Below are 17,294 nucleotides of genomic sequence, written 5' to 3' on the forward strand. Positions count from 1 at the left end.
GGCGCGTGCGCCGGCAGGGCTTTTTGTGGGACCATGCATCCATCTTCAGGAGAACTCCGTCATGCGTAAGCTCGTTGCCCTTTTTGCCGTGCTGATGCTGACCGCGCTGGTCGGTTGCGTCACCATCAACGTCTATTTCCCCGAGGCGGCGGCGCAGAAGGCGGCCGACCAGTTCATCGGTTCGGTCATCGATCAGGGGGCGCAGGCGGCACCGGCGCCGAAGAATGGGGCATCCTCCGGCATGGAATCCAAGCCGGCCGAGGGCGGACCTTCGGCCAGCGTGATCGATCTGTTGATTCCTGCCGCCTATGCGGCGGGCAGCACCCCGGACCTGCGGATCCATACGCCTGCCATCGATGCGATTCATGCGCGCATGAGCAAGCGTTTCCGCGAGTCGCTGAAGTCGCTCCTCGACGAGGGTGCCATCGGATTCACCCAGGATGGTCTGGTCGCGGTGCGCAGCCTTTCCGCGGCGCCGCTGGCGCAGCGTGCAGGGGTGAAGAGCACGGTCGCGGCCGAGAACAAGGACCGCAATCAGCTCTACACCGCGATTGCCAAGGCCAACGGTCATCCCGAGTGGGCTTCACAGGTTCGTGAGACCTTTGCCCAGTTGTGGATCCAGCGTGCGCACGCCGGCTGGTACTATCAAAACAGCGCTGGAGTCTGGAAGCGCAAGTAACGCGTCCCGCGTGGGTCGTCCACTCCTTTTCCATCGCCCGGGTCGTCGCCCGGGCGTGTTTTTTGCCCATGAAGAAACATACCCAAGTCGAAGTCGATATCACTGATCTGAGTCATGACGGACGCGGTGTCGCGCACGTCGACGGCAAGGCCATGTTCGTGCGCGGCGCACTGCCGGGCGAACGCGCCACGGTGCGCGTGACACGCAGCAAGCGTCATTTCGACGAAGCCGATGTCGAGACCCTGCATACCCGCAGTCCGGAGCGTGTCGAACCGCGCTGCGCGCACTTCGGACAGTGCGCCGGCTGCAGCTTGCAGCATCTGGACCCTGCCGCGCAGATCGTCGCCAAGCAGCGCGTGCTGGCCGAGAATTTCGAACGCATCGGCAAGGTGGAACCCGAACGCTGGCTCGATCCGCTGCATGACGAGCCCTGGCAATACCGCCGCAAGGGGCGGCTTTCGGTCAAGCACGTGCTCAAGAAGGAGCGGGTGCTGGTCGGTTTCCGTGAGTCCAATCCGCGCTTCGTCGCCGACATCCGCCGCTGCGAAGTGCTGCATCCGGCCCTGGGACCGAAGATCGAGGCCATCGGCGACATGCTGTCGACGCTGCAGGCTGCCGCGCAGATCCCGCAGATCGAGTTCGCGGCCGGCGACGAGGCCGTGGCGCTGGTCATCCGTCATCTGGAACCGTTGAGCGACAGCGATCAGGAGAAGCTGATCGCGTTCGCGCGCGAGCACGGCTTCGCGATCTACCTGCAGCCCGGTGGATTGAGCAGCGTGCACCCGCTGTGGCCGGAGGCGCCGCACCTGTCGTTCACGCTGCCCGACCACAACGTGAAACTGGATTTCGAGCCGCTCGACTTCGTGCAGATCAACGGCGGCATGAACCGTCGCATGATTGCTCTGGCCTTGGAGCTGCTGGACCCGCAGTCGACGGATCGCGTACTCGACCTGTTCTGCGGGCTGGGCAACTTTACGCTGCCGGTCGCACGCCGGGTGGCGCAGGTCGACGGCGTCGAGGGCGATACCGAACTGGTGCGCCGAGCCGGTGCCAACGCGCAGGCCAACGGTATCGACAACGCGCAGTTCCATATGGCCAACCTGTTCGAGGATCACCGCAAGGCGGCCTGGGCGCGACAGGACTGGGACAAGCTGCTGCTCGACCCGCCGCGCGCCGGCGCCGACAAGGTGCTGGAGTTCCTGCCGGGCAAGGCCACGCATCGTGTCGTGTACGTTTCCTGTCATCCGGGTTCGCTGGCGCGCGATGCGGAGATCCTGGTGCGCAAGCACGGCTTCCGGCTCAGCGCGGCCGGCGTCATGGACATGTTCCCGCATACCGCCCACGTCGAATCCATCGCCCTGTTCGAGCGCGACTGATGGCGACCGAGATCGAGCGCAAGTTCCTGCTCGATGGCGAGGCCTGGCGGCCTCTTGCCGTGCGCAGTCAGCGCATGGAGCAGGGCTATCTGGTCGATGCCGCGGCGATGGAAGGCGGTTTTGCCCGTTGCTCGGTGCGCGTGCGCATCGCTGGCGAATCGGCCTGGCTCAACGTGAAGTCGGCGCGGCTCGGCATCGAGCGCGCGGAATACGAATATGCGTTGCCGCTGCCGGACGCGAAAGCCATGCTCAGGGATCTGTGCCGTGGACGGGTGGCGAAGACCCGCCATTTCGTTCCGGTCGATGCGTACACCTTCGAGATCGACGAGTTCGAGGGCGAGAATCAGGGGTTGATCGTCGCTGAAGTGGAGCTGGAGCGCGTTGATGCCGAAGTGCCGCGTCCGGCCTGGCTTGGGCGTGAGGTCAGCCATCTGGCGCGCTACTACAATGTTCATCTCATCGCGCATCCGTATGCGCGCTGGTCAACGCGCGAGCGCGCGGGAGAGGAAGACTGAGATGCTGCTGATCGGAACGTCGGGAACCACGTTGACGGCGCACGAGCGCGATCAGATCCGTTCGCCGATGGTGAGCGGACTGGTGCTGTTCAAGCGTAACTTCGCCTCGCGCGAGCAGGTTGCCGCGCTGGTCGCCGAAGTGCGCGCGGTGCGGCCGGACTCCGATTTCGTCATCGCCGTCGACCAGGAAGGCGGCGTGGTACAGCGCTTCCGTGAAGGATTCACCCGTCTCCCGGCGCTGGCCACGCTCGGCGCCATGCACGACCGGGACCCGGAACAGGCGCGCGCGCTGGCCGAGGAGCACGCCTGGGTCATGGCCAGTGAACTGCGTGCCATTGACGTCGATATCAGCTTCGCACCGGTAGTCGATCTGGCGCGCGGCAACCGCATCATCGGCACACGCGCGCTGCACGAGAATCCGGAGGTGGTCTCGTCGCTGGCCGACGCCTACATCCGCGGCATGCACATGGCCGGCATGGCGGTGACGATCAAGCATTTTCCCGGACACGGCACGGTGCTCGAGGATACGCATATCGAGTCGGCCGTCGATCCACGTTCTCTCGACGACATCCGCGAAAGCGATCTGCTGCCGTTTGCCGAGAGCATCGCGCTCGGTGTCGAGGCAGTGATGATGGCGCACATCGTGTATCCGCAGGTCGACGCCGCGTCGGCGGGGCAGTCGAAGGTCTGGATCGGAGAGGTTCTGCGTCACGAACTCGGATTCCAGGGGCTGATCTTCAGCGACGACATCAGCATGGTCGGCGCCGGTCAGTCCGGCAGCCTCGAACAGCGCGTCAAGGCGCATGCCGAGGCGGGATGCGACCTGATCCTGGCATGCCAGCCCGACGCGGTGGATGCGGCGATACAGGCGGCGCAGACGCTGGCGCTGGAGCCGTGCTCGGCCGACCGCGTGGCCACGCTGCGCGGTGCGGCGGCGGCGACCTGGGACGATTTGACTGACAACCCGCAGCGCGATGTCTTCATTGCGCGTCTGGACGCGCTGCGCAACGAGGAGGTACAGGCGTGAGTGATGCATCCACGATGTCGTTCGAACAGGCGCTGGAAGCGTCGGATGTGCTGTTCGACCGCGAGACGCTGCAACGGGCGATAGCCGAGGTCGGTGGACGTCTGGATGACGCGCTCGACGGTGAGCGGGCCGTGTTCCTCACGATCATGCAGGGTGGCCTGATCTTCGCCGCGCAACTGGCGCTGTCGATGCGCACCGATGTCGAATTCGACTACGCGCACGCCACGCGCTACCGCGGGGCGACCCGGGGGCGCGACCTGCAGTGGCTGCGCAAGCCGGAAGCGCCGATGCAGGGACGCACCGTGCTGCTGGTCGACGACATCCTCGACGAGGGGCATACCCTGCAGGAAGTGCGCGAGGCGTGCCTGGAGATGGGTGCCAGACGCGTACTTGTCGTCACGCTCTGCACGAAGCTGCACGACCGCCGGGTACCCGGCATGCAGGCCGACTTCAATGGCGTCGACGTGCCGGACCGCTATGTATTCGGCTACGGCATGGATTATCACGAGCAAGGGCGGAATCTTCCTGAAATCCGTGCCTTGCGTACCCCTTCCTGAGTTCGTCGAATTAGTTCCTCAATATGAGTACATCACGCATCGCATACGCCGTGATCGGCGGGACCGGTCTCTATCAATTGCCGGGCTTGGAGAATATCGAGCGGGTATCCGTGGATACGCCCTACGGCAAACCATCGGGCGAGGTCGTTTGCGGTGATTTTCACGGACGCCGTTTCGCATTTCTGGCGCGTCATGGCGAGAACCATTCCGTGGCGCCGCACCGGGTCAACTATCGCGCCAACGTGCATGCGTTGCATCAGCTCGGCGCCGGGGCGGTCATCGGCGTCAATGCGGTCGGCGGCATTCGTGACGACATGGGGCCGCGGGTTCTCGTGATTCCCGACCAGATCATCGATTACACCCACGGTCGTCTGAGCAGCTTCTGCGATGTCGAAGGTGCCGAAGTGCAGCACGTGGATTTCACCGAACCGTACACGTCGGCGTTGCGCGAGGCACTGCGCGAGGGCGCTTCGCGCGCAGGAGTGACGGTGGTTGATGGCGGCTGCTACGGCGCGACACAGGGGCCCCGTCTGGAAACGCGCGCTGAAATTGCCCGCATGCGTCGCGACGGTTGTGACCTGGTCGGCATGACCGGCATGCCCGAGGCGGTATTGGCGCGGGAGCTCGAACTCCCCTATGCATGCCTGGCGCTCGTGGCGAACTGGGCGGCCGGTTGCGGCGATGCCGTTGAAATCAGCCTGGAAGAGATTTTCGCGCATCTCGATGCGGCCACGGCCCACGTTCCGAAAATACTGGCTACATTGCCGTAAATGACCGGAATAAAATGAAAATGCCCGAACAGCGATAAAGTCGATCGGATTTTTTGCCGAATACCTGCATGTTTCCCACTTGCGCCAAGTGTGGAAACGTGGTGATACTGCATAGGTGTTGCGTTCGGGGCGTGCCGGGGGGTACGTGGGACGTAGCGCTTCCGGTTCATTCGAGAGGTTCGAGCAATGCGTTTTGGTACGGTGAAATGGTTCAATGACGCCAAGGGTTTCGGCTTTATCGCACCCGAGGACGGCGGGGAGGACGTATTCGTCCATTATTCGGCGATCGCGGCAGAAGGCTTCCGAAGCCTGAAGGAAGGTCAGCGAGTCAGCTTTGAAGTGGTGGAGGGTCCCAAGGGCGCGCAGGCGTCCGGAGTCACGGAAGCGGTTTGACCGCACCGGTACAACGACACCAAATGCTTGAAACCCCGCGCATGGCGCGGGGTTTTTTTATGCCGGAGCTTGCGCCTCGGGGGCCGTAGATCAGGCGGCGAACTGCAGTCGTGCCAGTTCGGCGTATAGCCCGCCTTCGCGCAACAGGCTCTCGTGTGTGCCCTGGGCGATGATGCGCCCGCCATCCATCACCACGATGCGGTCGGCGCGTTGCACGGTCGCCAAGCGATGGGCGATGACCAGCGTGGTGCGTCCCTTTTCCAGATGCGCCAGAGCTTGCTGGATGGCCGCCTCGGACTGTGCGTCGAGCGCCGAGGTGGCTTCGTCCAGCAGCAGAATGGGCGCATCGCGGAGGATCGCGCGGGCGATGGCCACGCGTTGGCGCTGCCCGCCGGACAGGCGCACGCCGCGCTCGCCGAGTTCGGTGTCGTAGCCGTCCTCGAGTTCGCGCAGGAAGCTGTCGGCCTCGGCGGCGATAGCCGCTTCGCGCACGGCCTCGTCGCTGGCGCCGGCGCGGCCGAAGCGGATGTTCTCGGCCGCGCTTCCGCCGAAGATAACGGTTTCCTGCGGCACCAGCGCAAACGCGCCGCGCAGATCGGGCAGGGCCAGCGCGCGCAGATCCACGCCGTCCAGGGTGATACGACCGCGTTGCGGATCGTAGAAACGCAGCAGCAGCGCGAATACGGTGCTCTTGCCGGCTCCGGACGGCCCGACCAGCGCAACGGTTTCGCCGGGCTGCACCTGGAGATCGAAATCGTGCAGCGCGATGGCGTCAGGGCGGGTCGGATAGCGGAATTCGATGTCCTGCATGTGCAGCGCGCCCTGAGCGCGTGGGCTCGGTAAGGGCGTGGGGGTCGGAGGCGAACGCACTTCGGGGATTTCGTCGAAGAGTTCGCCGATGCGCTCCATGGCGCCGGAGGCGCGCATGACCTCGCCCCACACGCCGCTGACCGAACCGACCGATCCGGCGGCGAAGATCGCATACAGCACGAACTGTCCCAGCACACCGGCGTTGAGTTCGCCGGCCAACACGTCGCGCGCGCCGGCCCACAGCACCAGTGTGATGGCGCCGAACACCAGGGTGATGACGGCGGCAGTCAGCCCGGAACGCATGCCGATGCGCCTGCGGGCCGTGGTCAGGGCGCGCTGGATCGCACCGCCGTAGCGTTCGCTCTCGATCTCCTCGCGCGCGTAGGCTTTCACGGCCTGGGCAGCGTTGAGGGTCTCGTTGGCAATGGCGGCGGCGTCGGCCAGACGATCCTGGCTGTGGCGCGACAGACGTTGCACACGGCGGCCGAAAATCAGGATCGGCAACATCACCGCAGGGATCACCAGCGCGGTCAGGCCGGCCAGGCGTGGACTGGTGATGATCATGGCGACGGTTGCGCCGATCAGCATGACCACCGAACGCAGCGCAACGGAGATCACGGATCCGACCAGCGTCTGCACCAGTTCGGTGTCGGTGCCGAGGCGCGAGATCAGCTCGCCGACGCGTGATTTCTCGTAGAAACCCAGATCCAGTCGCACCAGATGGTCGTAGAGCTTGCTGCGCATGGTCGCCAGCGAGCGCTCGCTGAGCAGGGTGATGCAGTAGAAGCGCATGGCCGTCGCGATGGCGATGACCAAGGCGACGCCGAACAGCGCCATGAACGTGCGGTTGATAACCTGCGGGTCGGCTCCGTTGAAGCCGTGGTTGATCATGTGGCGCACGGCCACCGGCAGGGTCAGGTTGGAGCCGGAGGACAGGCCGAGAAAGATCAGCCATCCGACCACCAGTCGCCAATGAGGACGCATGAACGGCCACAGTCGGCGTAGCGATCCGAGATGGCCGCGTCTGGTTTTCTTCTCGTCACGATTCGGGGAGGGAGTCGTATTCATGGGGTGTCGCGATTCCTTTCGTCGAGATGCCGTACGCGGCTCTGACCGCGGCTGAGATCGGCCAGCAATACTTGCAATGCATCGAGATGGCGCGTCGCCACCTGTGCGGTCACGGTGACGCGTTCGGGGCCGAAGTCCTCGTGCTCGATGCCCAGATGCCAGTCTTGTACACGAGCCTTGAACAGCGGAAGTTCGGCATAGCCCAATTCGAATTCTACTTGTGTGGTGTCCACGATCGGCGTGCGCGAAGCCTGGCGCAGGCACTCGGCTGCGGTGCCGCCGTAGGCGCGGATCAGACCGCCGACGCCCAGCTTGATGCCACCGAACCAGCGTGTGACCACGGCGACCACGCCGTCCAGCTCCTGTCCTTCGATGGCTTGCAGGATCGGCTTGCCCGCACTGCCGCCCGGCTCGCCGTCGTCGCTGAAACGGTAGTCCTGGCCGATGTGGTACGCCCAGCAGTTGTGGTTGGCCGTCGCATCGGACACGCGTTCGATGAACGCGATGGCGGATGTCACGTCCGAGATGGGCGCGACCTGGGCAAGGAATCGGCTCTTGCGAATCTCGTCCTCGTGCCGATGCTCACTGGTCAAGGTGAAAGTGTCGCTCACTGGGGTTCGGTACCGTTGGACGGGCTGGGTGCGTACGGTACAAGATCGGACGGCAGCGGCGCTCCGGGGAAGCGTTCGGTGATGGCGCGCACCAGCTGGCGGGCGCGGCTCTTGTCGTTGCGTGCGAGGGCCAGTCGGGCCTCATCGATCAGCCGTTTCGCGGCAGGAGGCGTTGTCGCTTTTTTCGGCGATGCCGTGCCGGGCAGGATCTCAGACTGCGTCCGTCCGGCGACCTGTGGCTCGGCGGAAGCCGTGGGTGCGGGTTGTGCGATCGCAGCGGCCTGCCGCGACGTTTTGTCGGCCGGAAGAACCCGCACCGGGATGACCAGCCGCTCTTCCATCGCATCGGATGCGGCCATCGTGGACGGCGTGGGCGCGCGATCCGCAGCGTTGCTTTCACGCCCGCGTGGAACCTGGTTCGCCAAGACCTTGGCCTTGGGCGCGGCCGCTGCGGGAGGTGGAGGCGCTGCGGCCGGTGCGTGACGCTCGCCGGGCAGGATGCGAACGGCGATGACCTGACGCTTCGAATCCGCCGCGCCCGCCGCTGTCGGTGCCGCAGGTTTGGCGGCTTTCTCCTGCAAGGCGGCCGGGGCTTGCGTCCTCGTGACGGTGTCCTGGCCGTTCGAATGCATGTACCAAGTGAGTCCGGCTGCCATGACCAACGAGGCCGCGCTGCCGAATGCAACGAACAGACCGCGATAGGTCCGCCGCTGCGGCTTGGGCGCCACGGCACGACGCGCGGCATCGAGCACGCGCGCGTCCAGCGCCGCATCGGGTTCGATGGCGGGGAGTTGCCGATACAGCGAGGCCAGCTCGCGCTCTTCGCGGTCCAGCATCGGGTCGCTGTTCGGTGGCGTTGGCGTGCTCATGGTGTGACCAGTTCGCGAATGCGTTTGAGGGCATAGCGAAGGCGCGATTTTGCAGTTTCGCGCCCACAGCCCGTTATGGTGGCAATTTCCTCCAGACCAAGTCCCTTTTCCATGCGCAGCAGGAAAACCGTGCGCTGTTCGTCGGGCAGGTGTTCCAGCGCGCGTTGCAGGCGACGCCGCTGTTCGAAGGTGGACAGCGCCTGTTCCGGCTGTTCGCCCTCGTCCGCGACCTGCATCCGCAGAATCCGTTCGTTCTCCTCGCCGGAGGCCTGCGGCCGCTTGCGGCGGTAGCTGTCGATGACCAGGTTGTGCGCGATCTGGTAAAGCCAGGTCCGGAACTGCGCTTTGGGCCGGTAGCGCTCGCGTGAGGCGATGACTCGACTCCAGGTTTCCTGGAACAGTTCATCGGCCGTATGCCGCGTGTCGACGCGGTACAGGATGAAGCGATACAACCCGCCGCGATGACGTTCGTAGAGGATTCGGAATGCCTCTGCATCGCCCGCGACATAGGCTTGCATCAGTGCGTGGTCATTGTCGCGGCGTTCGTCCATGAACGCCGAGGGTACGGTATTTGCGAGCAAGCGGCATCCGCTCCTAGCGATACATGACTGCGGTTCGGACGGTTCCAGTATCCGTGTCTTGCGGCGTGGCTGCGGTGGTCTGAAGGCCTTCGGCCAGTTCGACCAGGCGCACGAAGCCGGCGCGGTCCCCGCGCGGATCGTCGCCGCGTGCGGCGCGGGCGAGGGCGGCGATGTCGTGGAGCGTGTAGCCATCGAGTTGCTTGCCGCCGCGCAGCGCATCGGCGAAGGCAGCCACGGCGGCGGCGAAGCGTAACCGTCGACTGGCCTGCCCATGCACGTCGCGGTCCGTGATCGGGCGCTCGATCAAGCGACTGCGGGTCTGTTCCGGCTGCTTGTAGCGCAGGCGGAGCCAGGCGATTTCGCGACTGCTGGCACGCGTTTCGCGATCCTGTGGCGCGTAGCGCAACGGATCGATGCGCGCGGCCACGCTCCCGGTGGGTGTGATCTCGTACAGTGCGGTGACGTTGGCTCCGGCACCAATGTCGCCGGCATCGACCTTGTCGTTGTTGAAGTCTTCGCGGCGCAGCTTGCGCTTCACGTAGCCGATCAGGCGGTACTCGGACACGCGCGCCGGGTTGAACTCGACCTGCACCTTCACGTCCTTGGCGATGGTCAGCAGCGTCTGCGCCATCTCGTCGACCAGCACGCGCCGGCCTTCGCCGAGCGAGTCGATGTAGTGGTGGCTGCCGTTGCCAGCGTCGGCCAGGCGCACGGCCATGGCATCGTTGTAGTTGCCGGTGCCGAAGCCGAGTGTGCTCAGGGCGATGCCACTGCGGCGCTTGTCGGCGATCTCGTCGGTCAGCGCCTGCACGCCGGTCCGGCCGACATTGAAGTCGCCATCGGTGGCCAGGATCACCCGGTTCACGCCGCCCTTGATGAAGCCCTGGCGCGCCTGTGCATAGGCCAGTTCGATGCCGGCCTGGCCGTTGGTCGATCCGCCCGGCTGCATGGCGTCGATGGCGGCGAGGATGCGTGCGTGCTGGTCGCCAGGCGTGGAGGGCAGAGCAATGCCCGCGCTGCCGGCATACGTGACGATGGCGACACGATCGCGATGGCGCAGCTTCGGCACGATCTGGCGCAGCGAGGCCTTCAGCAGCGGTAGCTTGTCGGGACTGGTCATCGAACCCGAGGTGTCGACCAGGAACACCAGGTTCGCGGCCGGGATGTCTTTCGCCGGCACGCGATAACCCTGCACGCCGACCAGCAGCAGCTGGCGCTCCGGGTTCCACGGGGCGGGCGCGATCTCGGTGGTCACACTGAACGGCTGGCTCCGGTTCTTCGGTGGCGTGTAGCCGTAGTCGAAGTAGTTGATGAATTCCTCGGCGCGCACGGCGTCGTGCGGAGGCAGGCGCCCCTGTTCGATCATGCGCCGCACGTTGGTGTACGAACCGGTGTCGACGTCCAGGCCGAAGGTCGAGACGGGGTGCTCGGCGACGCGCTGTACGGGGTTGTCTTCGTAGTGCGCGTAATGCTCGCGGTTCTGCATAGCGGGCGGCTGCCAGCCGTATACGGGCGGGGTAGCCATGACATTCGTTCGCAAAGCGCGTTGCGGCATCGGTACGGCGGGAGCGATGGCGTCAGCTTGCATCTCCGCCACCGGCGGCGGAGGCGGCGGCGCCACGGCATCGGCGACGTTGGCGGCGGGTGGGGTCGGCTTGAGTTGAGCCGTCTTGTCACGTTCCGCCGCGGACGGCGGGCTGGTGGTCGAGCAGCCGGTCAGCACGACCAGCAGGGCAGTCAGCAACAGGTAGAGCATCGATTTCGCGTTCATGGCGCATGGCCTCCGGTGCAGGTCATGGAGTGGAACGCACGATGCCGCGTAACGGGGTTAAGCGAGGTCGAATCGACCGAGGACGGACTGGCCGACGGATGATAGGGCGGTCCGACAGGTCATAAAAAAACCGGCGCACCGCGATGGGTGCGCCGGTCGGTGTGATGCACGTGTGTCGAACTCAGGCGTCGCGGATGACCATCAGGCGCAGTTCGCTCATGTCCTCCATGGCGTACTTGATGCCTTCGCGGCCCAGGCCGGAGCGCTTGATGCCGCCGTAGGGCATGTTGTCGACGCGGAAGCTGGGGATGTCGCCGATCACCACGCCGCCCTGTTCGAGGCGGTCCCAGGCGCGCATGGTGCGGGTCAGATCGTTGGTGAACACGCCCGCCTGCAGGCCGTAGTCGGAGTCGTTGACGCGGTCGATGGCCTTGTCGAAATCGCTGAACGGTTCGAGCAGGGCGACCGGGCCGAAGGCCTCCTCGCAGCTGACCTTGGCGTCGTGCGGGACGTTCTCCAGCACGGTGGCGTCGAGCATGCTGCCGTCGCGCTTGCCGCCGCACAGGACCTTGGCGCCATGTTCCTTGGCCTCGTTGATCCAGCCATGCAGGCGCTCGGCGGCGTCTTCGGTGATCATGGGGCCGAGGAAGGTGTCCTTCTTCTTCGGGTCGCCGGCCTTCAGTTTCCGGGTTTTGGCGACGAATTTGCGCTTGAGCTGGTCGTAGATGGATTCGTGCACGAGGATGCGCTGCACGCCGATGCAGCTCTGACCGGATTGGTAGAACGCACCGAAGATCAGCCGGTCGACGACGAAGTCGAGGCGGTCGGTCTGATCCTCGTCGACGATGCAGGCGGCATTGCCGCCCAGTTCCAGCACGACTTTCTTGCGGCCGGCCTTGGCCTTCAGGTCCCAGCCGATCTGGCCGCCGGTGAACGACAGCAGCTTCAGGCGTTCGTCCTCGACGAACGGCGCGGCCTTGTCGCCGGTCACGGGCAGTACCGAGAACGCGCCCTTGGGCAGATCGGTTTCGGCCAGCACCTCGCCGATGATGAGTGCGCCGACCGGCGTCTTCTCCGACGGCTTGAGCACGAACGGGCAGCCTGCGGCGATCGCCGGCGCGACCTTGTGCGCGACCAGGTTGAGCGGGAAGTTGAACGGCGTGATCAGCGACACCGCGCCCAGCGGCATGCGCTTGGTGAAGCCGCGGTAGCCCTTGGCGCGTTCGGAGATCTCAAGATTGATGACCTCGCCGCCGATCTGCGGCGCCAGTTCCGCGGCGATGCGGAAGGTGTCGATCAGGCGCGTGACTTCGCCCTTGGCGTCATGGATCGGCTTGCCGGCCTCGACGCACAGCGCCTTGGCCAGTTCGTCGCTGCGCTCGGTCATGCGCTTCACGCAGTGATTGAGTACGGCCTGGCGCTGATAGGGCTTGAACTCGCGCATCGGCTTTTCGGCCTTCACCGCCGCAGCGATGGCCTTCTCGATGGCCTTGTCGTCGGGCAGGGCGACGCGCGTGGCGATGCGGCCGGAGAACTTGTCGCGGACTTCCAGATCCGCGTTCGGCTGCATCGGTTTGTTGGCGAGGTAGTAGGGGTAGCGTTTCTGCATGGGGAATCTCCTTGAATGCAAAACGGGGGATGCGTTGCGGGGCGCGCGCGATGTGTGGACCGCGCGCGCTTCGATGGGATATCAGGCTTTGAGCTTGGCCGAGCGCTTCTTGATCTCTTCGTCGAGCACGGCGTGGTTGACCGAGTAGTCGATGGCCAGATCGACGACGTGCACGCCGCCCTCGCGGAAGGCGCGTTCGAGCGTCGGCGCGAATTCGTCGGCGCTGGATGGGCGATGACCCCTGGCGCCGTGGGCTTCGGCGAAGGCGACGAAATCGGGGTTGCCGAATTCCATGCCGTATTCGTCGAAACCCATGTCGGCCTGTTTCCAGCGGATCATGCCGAAGCCGTTGTCCTGCAGGATCAGGATCACCAGGTCCATCTTCAGGCGCACGGCGGTTTCCAGCTCCTGCGCGTTCATCATGAAACCGCCGTCGCCACAGATCGCCATCACGCGGCGATCCGGGTGCACCATCTTCGCGGCCATCGCCGAAGGCAGACCGGCGCCCATCGAGGCCAACGCGTTGTCCAGCAGGATGGTGTTGGACTGGCGTGCGCGGTAGTAGCGCGCGAACCAGATCTTGTACATGCCGTTGTCGAGACAGATGATGCCGTCGTCCGGCATGACCTTGCGCACATCGTCGACGATGCGCACCGGATGCACCGGGAAGCGGTCGTCCTCGCGGTGTTCGGCGAGCTGTTTGTTGAAGGCGTCGCGCACGGTGTCGAAGAAACTGAAGTCCCAGCGTTTCTGCGGCTCCAGCGCTTCGGTCAGGCGCTCGACGGTGTGCGCGATGTCGCCGACCACCTCGATCTGCGGGAAGTACACCGCATCGACCTCGGCCGAGGAAAAGTTGATGTGGATGACGGTGCGCTTGCCGCGGCGCATGAAGAACGGCGGCTTTTCCACCACGTCGTGGCCGACGTTGATGATGGTGTCGGCGGCGTCGATGGCGCGATGCACGAAGTCGCCGTCGGATAGCGCGGCGTTGCCCAGCCACAGCGGGTGTTCCTCGTCGACCACGCCCTTGCCCATCTGCGTGGTGAAGAAGGGAATGGACAGTTTGTCGATGAAGGCGCGCAGGGCCTTGGCCGTGCGCTGACGGTTTCCGCCGGCGCCGATCATCAGGACCGGATGCCTGGCCTGGGTGATGGCCTCGGCAGCCTGTACCAGCGCGGCCTCGTCGGCGGATGGACGACGTGCGTACTCGGTGGGCAGCAGGATCGGGTCTTCGATGTCGTCGCGGGCGACGTCCTCGGGAAGCTCCAGGTGCACGGCGCCGGGCCGCTCTTCCTCGGCTTGGCGGAAGGCCTCGCGAATGCGCGCCGGGATGGTCTGGCCGGACACGATCTGCGTGGTGTACTTGGTCAGCGGATGCATCATGTCGACCACGTCGACCAGCTGGAACATGCCCTGCTTGTGTTGGCGGATCGGTTTCTGGCCGGTCAGCATCAGCATCGGCATCGCGCCCAGCTGGGCGTAGGCGGCGGCGGTGACCAGGTTGGTCGCGCCGGGGCCGAGGGTGGACATGGCCACGCCAGCCTGGCCGGTCAGGCGGCCGTAGGTGGCGGCCATGAAGCCGGCGGCTTGCTCGTGGCGGGTGACCACGAGACGGATGGAGGAATCACGAAGGGATTCGACGATGTCCAGGTTCTCTTCACCGGGAACACCGAAGATGCACTGGACGCCTTCGGCTTCCAGCGCTTTGACGAATAGGTCCGAGGCTTTCACGCGCGCTCCTTTCCGGAGATATCCGGAGGACGGCGTCCGGCCCGGATCGTGCCGGGCGCCTGGTTACTTGGGGATGTGCTTCACCGGCAATATGCCGTCGCGAAGTCGAACTTCAAGTGTGGCATCCGGCGCCACACTCTGCACTGAACGCACGGTCTTGCCGTGTTCGTCGAACACGATTGCATAGCCGCGGTCGAGCGTGGCCAGCGGGCTGACGGCGTGCAGGGCGCGGCGCATGGACGCGCAGTCGCGCTGCGTGCGCTCGAGTCGATGCAGCATGCCGGCCTGCAACCGGCGATGCTGTTCGTGCAGGCGCTGTTCCAGAAGCGGAATCTGCCGGCGCGGATGCTGGGTGCGCAGACGCAGGGCGGCATGTTCGACCTGCTGTTCGGCATCGTGCAGGGAACGCTGCATGCGCTGCGTCAGGCGTGCACGCACGGCGCGCAGGCGCTCCTGTCCTTGCTCCAGACGTGCCTGCGGCCGTTGCGCCTGCATGCGCGTCATGAGCTGGTCGAGCTGCTGCGTCGCGGTCTGCAGATGTCGTGCGAACAGTAGCTGCAGGCGTTCGCGCTGCCGGTGCAATGACTGCAGCAGATCGGCTCGGTCGGGCACCAGCAGTTCGGCCGCAGCCGACGGCGTGGGGGCGCGCAGGTCGGCGACGAAGTCGGCGATGCTGAAATCCACCTCGTGTCCGACGGCGGACACCACCGGTACCGCGCTGGCATGGATGGCGCGTGCCACGGCTTCGTCGTTGAAGGCCATCAGGTCCTCCAGCGAGCCGCCGCCGCGGGTCAGCAGGACGACGTCGTAACGTTCGCTGGCGGAGGCCTTGCGCAGCATCGCCGTGATGGCCGGCGGTGCTTCGCGGCCCTGTACCGGCACCGGCAGTACGTCGACGCTGGCCAACGGGAAACGGCGTTCGAGCACGCTGAGCACGTCGTGGATGGCCGCACCGCTGGCCGAGGTGATCACGCCGATGCGGCGCGGGAAGCGGGGCAGGGCACGTTTGCGTGCCTCGGCGAACAGACCTTCGGCCTGCAGTTTCGCCTTCAGCTCCTCGAAGGCCCGGCGCAGCGCACCTTCGCCGGCTTCCTCCATGTGTTCGACGATCAGCTGATAGTCGCCGCGCGGTGCGTACAGACTGACGCGGGCGCGCAGCAGCACATGCATGCCGGCTTCCGGGCGGAACTTCAGCCAGGTGCTCTTGGGCTTGAACATGGCGCCACGAATCTGCGCGCCGGCATCCTTCAGCGTGAAGTACAGGTGGCCGGACGCGGGTCGCGCGACATTGGACAGTTCGCCCTCGATCCAGATGCGCGGCAGGGCGTCTTCCAGCAGGTCGCGCACGAGCTGATTCAGCGTCGTGGGCGTGAGTATCTCGGAAGCGGAGCCGGGGCGTTGAGTGGGCATGCGGGGGACGGCGGCGATGCGGGAACGGGGCCGCTCACCCTAGCATGGTGCGTCGTCGTCGGCGTCGATCAGTTGTTCCTTGCGCCGCTGTCGATACAGGCGATATCCGCGTGTCGCCAGGCCCAGCCCGAGCCAAAGAAGCATCAGTGCCAACGGCCACCCGAGCACGGCCGGCCAGATCAGGGATACGACACCCAGCAGCATCAGGGTTGCGGCGCCGATGATCAGCGGCGTGGCCTCGGCACTGCCCAGTACCCGGCGTTCGGTCAACGCGGCGCCGACAGTGTTGGCCAGACGCAGGCTGGCGGCGGCGGCCCGTCCAGAGCTGCCGCCGGGGCGGCGTGGCCGGCGCGGTCGTTCGGATTGCTCATGCACACGCGTGCCGCGGCGGCGGCGACGCGGGGCGAGCACGATCTCGGTGGCGTTCTCCAGATCCTTCTCGTAGCGCTCCTGCATCTGTGCGGCGAACGTCTCGTCCTCGACCGCAACGTCGATTTCGCAGTTACCCAGCCAACTGGCCAGATTGAGATTGGACGAGCCGACCCGCGCCCACTGACCGTCGGCGACGGCGGTCTTGGCGTGCAGCATCGAACCGTTCCATTCGAACACGCGCACGCCGGCCTCCAGCAGCGGGCGATAGCCGGCGCGCGAGAAACCCGCGACCAGGGGGATGTCGCTGGAGCCGGGCACAAGCAGGCGTACGTCGACGCCATCGCGTGCTGCCGCGGCGAGTTGCTGCACGTACGGTGCGATGCCGACGAAATAGGCATCGGTCAGCCACAGGGTCTCGCGGGCCATGCCGGCGATGGTCTGGTCGAGCCGGTAGACACCGGCCGTGGCCGGACGCGTCGCGATGATGCGCAAGCTGGTGTCGCCACTGCGTGCTATAGCGTCGGTGTCGCCGATCAGGGTTTCGTCCAGCGGTATGCCGAGCGTGCGCCAGTTGTCGGCGAAGGCGCGCTGAAGGGCGGCCAGCGCCGGTCCTTGCAGGGCGACGCCGGTATCGCGCCAGGGCGGCACGTTGCGTCCCGGCTTGCCCAGCCATTTCTCGCTGATGCAGACCCCGGACAGAAAGCCGATGTCGTCGTCGATGCACAGCATCTTGCGGTGGTCGCGGCTGAGCATGGCGAGCGGGCGTGTCCACTGCGGCGGCGCGTAGACGCGCACCTGGCCACCGGCCGCGATCAGCGGACGCCAGAAACCCGACCGCGATTGCCCAAGGCAGCCGAGCCAGTCGCGGATCACGTGCACGGCGACGCCGGCTTGGGCGCGTTCGATCAGCGCATCGCGCAGCATGCGGCCGATACGGTCGTCGCGGATGATGTAGTTCTCCAGCAGGATCGAGCGCCGGGCGCGTCCGATGGCCTCGATCCAGGCATCGAAATGCGCCGCGGCGTCGATCAGCAATTCGATGCGGTTGCCGTCGATGCGTTGCGCGCCGGCCGCGCGACTGAAGGCACGCTCGGCCATGTGGCGCACAGCGTTGGAGGCGGCAGTCGAAGACGTGGACATGGCAG

Annotated in this window: 16 protein-coding genes; 7 read left to right on the forward strand and 9 right to left on the reverse strand. The window is 65.8% G+C overall.

Translation table 11 applies throughout. The features are described 5' to 3' along the window. Positions 1-61: 61 nt before the first annotated feature. From HF690_RS09435 to HF690_RS09465, 7 genes are all read left to right on the forward strand, one after another. Positions 62-679 (forward strand): YdbL family probable chaperone protein, encoded by a 618-nt coding sequence (locus HF690_RS09435; RefSeq protein WP_168609246.1) that lies wholly within the window; start codon positions 62-64, stop codon positions 677-679. A gap of 68 nt (positions 680-747) precedes the next feature. Next, positions 748-2,055, forward strand: a complete 1,308-nt coding sequence (gene rlmD, locus HF690_RS09440; protein ID WP_168609247.1) for a 23S rRNA (uracil(1939)-C(5))-methyltransferase RlmD — start codon at positions 748-750, stop codon at positions 2,053-2,055. After that, positions 2,055-2,570 carry a CYTH domain-containing protein gene (locus HF690_RS09445; protein ID WP_113064807.1) on the forward strand — a complete coding sequence of 172 codons (516 nt, stop codon included), beginning with the start codon at positions 2,055-2,057 and terminating at the stop codon, positions 2,568-2,570. The genes rlmD and HF690_RS09445 overlap by 1 nt, the downstream gene beginning before the upstream one ends. 1 nt (position 2,571) lies before the next feature. Then, positions 2,572-3,597: a beta-N-acetylhexosaminidase gene (nagZ, locus tag HF690_RS09450; protein ID WP_168609248.1), complete on the forward strand. Its 1,026-nt coding sequence runs from the start codon at positions 2,572-2,574 to the stop codon at positions 3,595-3,597. Between the two features lie 14 nt (positions 3,598-3,611). Beyond that, complete coding sequence (locus HF690_RS09455; RefSeq protein WP_168609342.1) at positions 3,612-4,154, forward strand: hypoxanthine-guanine phosphoribosyltransferase; 543 nt, start codon at positions 3,612-3,614, stop codon at positions 4,152-4,154. Between the two features lie 23 nt (positions 4,155-4,177). Further along, complete coding sequence (locus HF690_RS09460) at positions 4,178-4,924, forward strand: S-methyl-5'-thioinosine phosphorylase (protein WP_168609249.1); 747 nt, start codon at positions 4,178-4,180, stop codon at positions 4,922-4,924. Positions 4,925-5,110: 186 nt separating this feature from the next. Then, on the forward strand, positions 5,111-5,317 hold the full coding sequence (locus tag HF690_RS09465) for a cold-shock protein (protein WP_113064811.1): 207 nt from the start codon (positions 5,111-5,113) through the stop codon (positions 5,315-5,317). 90 nt (positions 5,318-5,407) lie between these two features. On the opposite strand, the gene HF690_RS09470 is transcribed toward HF690_RS09465, so the two are convergent. From HF690_RS09470 to HF690_RS09510, 9 genes are all read right to left on the reverse strand, one after another. Then, positions 5,408-7,195, reverse strand: coding sequence for an ABC transporter transmembrane domain-containing protein (locus tag HF690_RS09470; protein ID WP_168609250.1), 1,788 nt, complete (start codon positions 7,193-7,195; stop codon positions 5,408-5,410). Beyond that, complete coding sequence (locus HF690_RS09475; protein ID WP_168609251.1) at positions 7,192-7,806, reverse strand: YigZ family protein; 615 nt, start codon at positions 7,804-7,806, stop codon at positions 7,192-7,194. The genes HF690_RS09470 and HF690_RS09475 overlap by 4 nt, the downstream gene beginning before the upstream one ends. Further along, the gene (locus HF690_RS09480) at positions 7,803-8,675 is read right to left on the reverse strand and encodes a hypothetical protein (RefSeq protein WP_168609252.1); all 873 of its coding nucleotides are present in this window, start codon (positions 8,673-8,675) and stop codon (positions 7,803-7,805) included. The genes HF690_RS09475 and HF690_RS09480 overlap by 4 nt, the downstream gene beginning before the upstream one ends. After that, entirely contained in the window at positions 8,672-9,256 is a 585-nt protein-coding gene (locus tag HF690_RS09485; protein ID WP_425495907.1) for an RNA polymerase sigma factor, read from the reverse strand. The genes HF690_RS09480 and HF690_RS09485 overlap by 4 nt, the downstream gene beginning before the upstream one ends. A gap of 13 nt (positions 9,257-9,269) precedes the next feature. Then, on the reverse strand, positions 9,270-11,027 hold the full coding sequence (locus tag HF690_RS09490; protein WP_168609253.1) for a vWA domain-containing protein: 1,758 nt from the start codon (positions 11,025-11,027) through the stop codon (positions 9,270-9,272). Positions 11,028-11,208: 181 nt separating this feature from the next. Beyond that, a complete protein-coding gene (locus tag HF690_RS09495; protein ID WP_168609254.1) occupies positions 11,209-12,636 on the reverse strand; it encodes an aldehyde dehydrogenase family protein in 1,428 nt (475 codons plus the stop codon). A gap of 81 nt (positions 12,637-12,717) precedes the next feature. After that, positions 12,718-14,367: an acetolactate synthase large subunit gene (locus tag HF690_RS09500; RefSeq protein WP_168609255.1), complete on the reverse strand. Its 1,650-nt coding sequence runs from the start codon at positions 14,365-14,367 to the stop codon at positions 12,718-12,720. Between the two features lie 63 nt (positions 14,368-14,430). Beyond that, positions 14,431-15,777 (reverse strand): exodeoxyribonuclease VII large subunit, encoded by a 1,347-nt coding sequence (gene xseA, locus HF690_RS09505; protein WP_113064819.1) that lies wholly within the window; start codon positions 15,775-15,777, stop codon positions 14,431-14,433. A 39-nt stretch (positions 15,778-15,816) separates the two neighbouring features. Next, entirely contained in the window at positions 15,817-17,289 is a 1,473-nt protein-coding gene (locus tag HF690_RS09510; RefSeq protein ID WP_168609256.1) for a phospholipase D-like domain-containing protein, read from the reverse strand. Between the last annotated feature and the right edge of the window lie 5 nt (positions 17,290-17,294).

It is taken from the genome of Oleiagrimonas citrea, from assembly GCF_012395255.1.
GTDB lineage: Bacteria > Pseudomonadota > Gammaproteobacteria > Xanthomonadales > Rhodanobacteraceae > Oleiagrimonas > Oleiagrimonas citrea.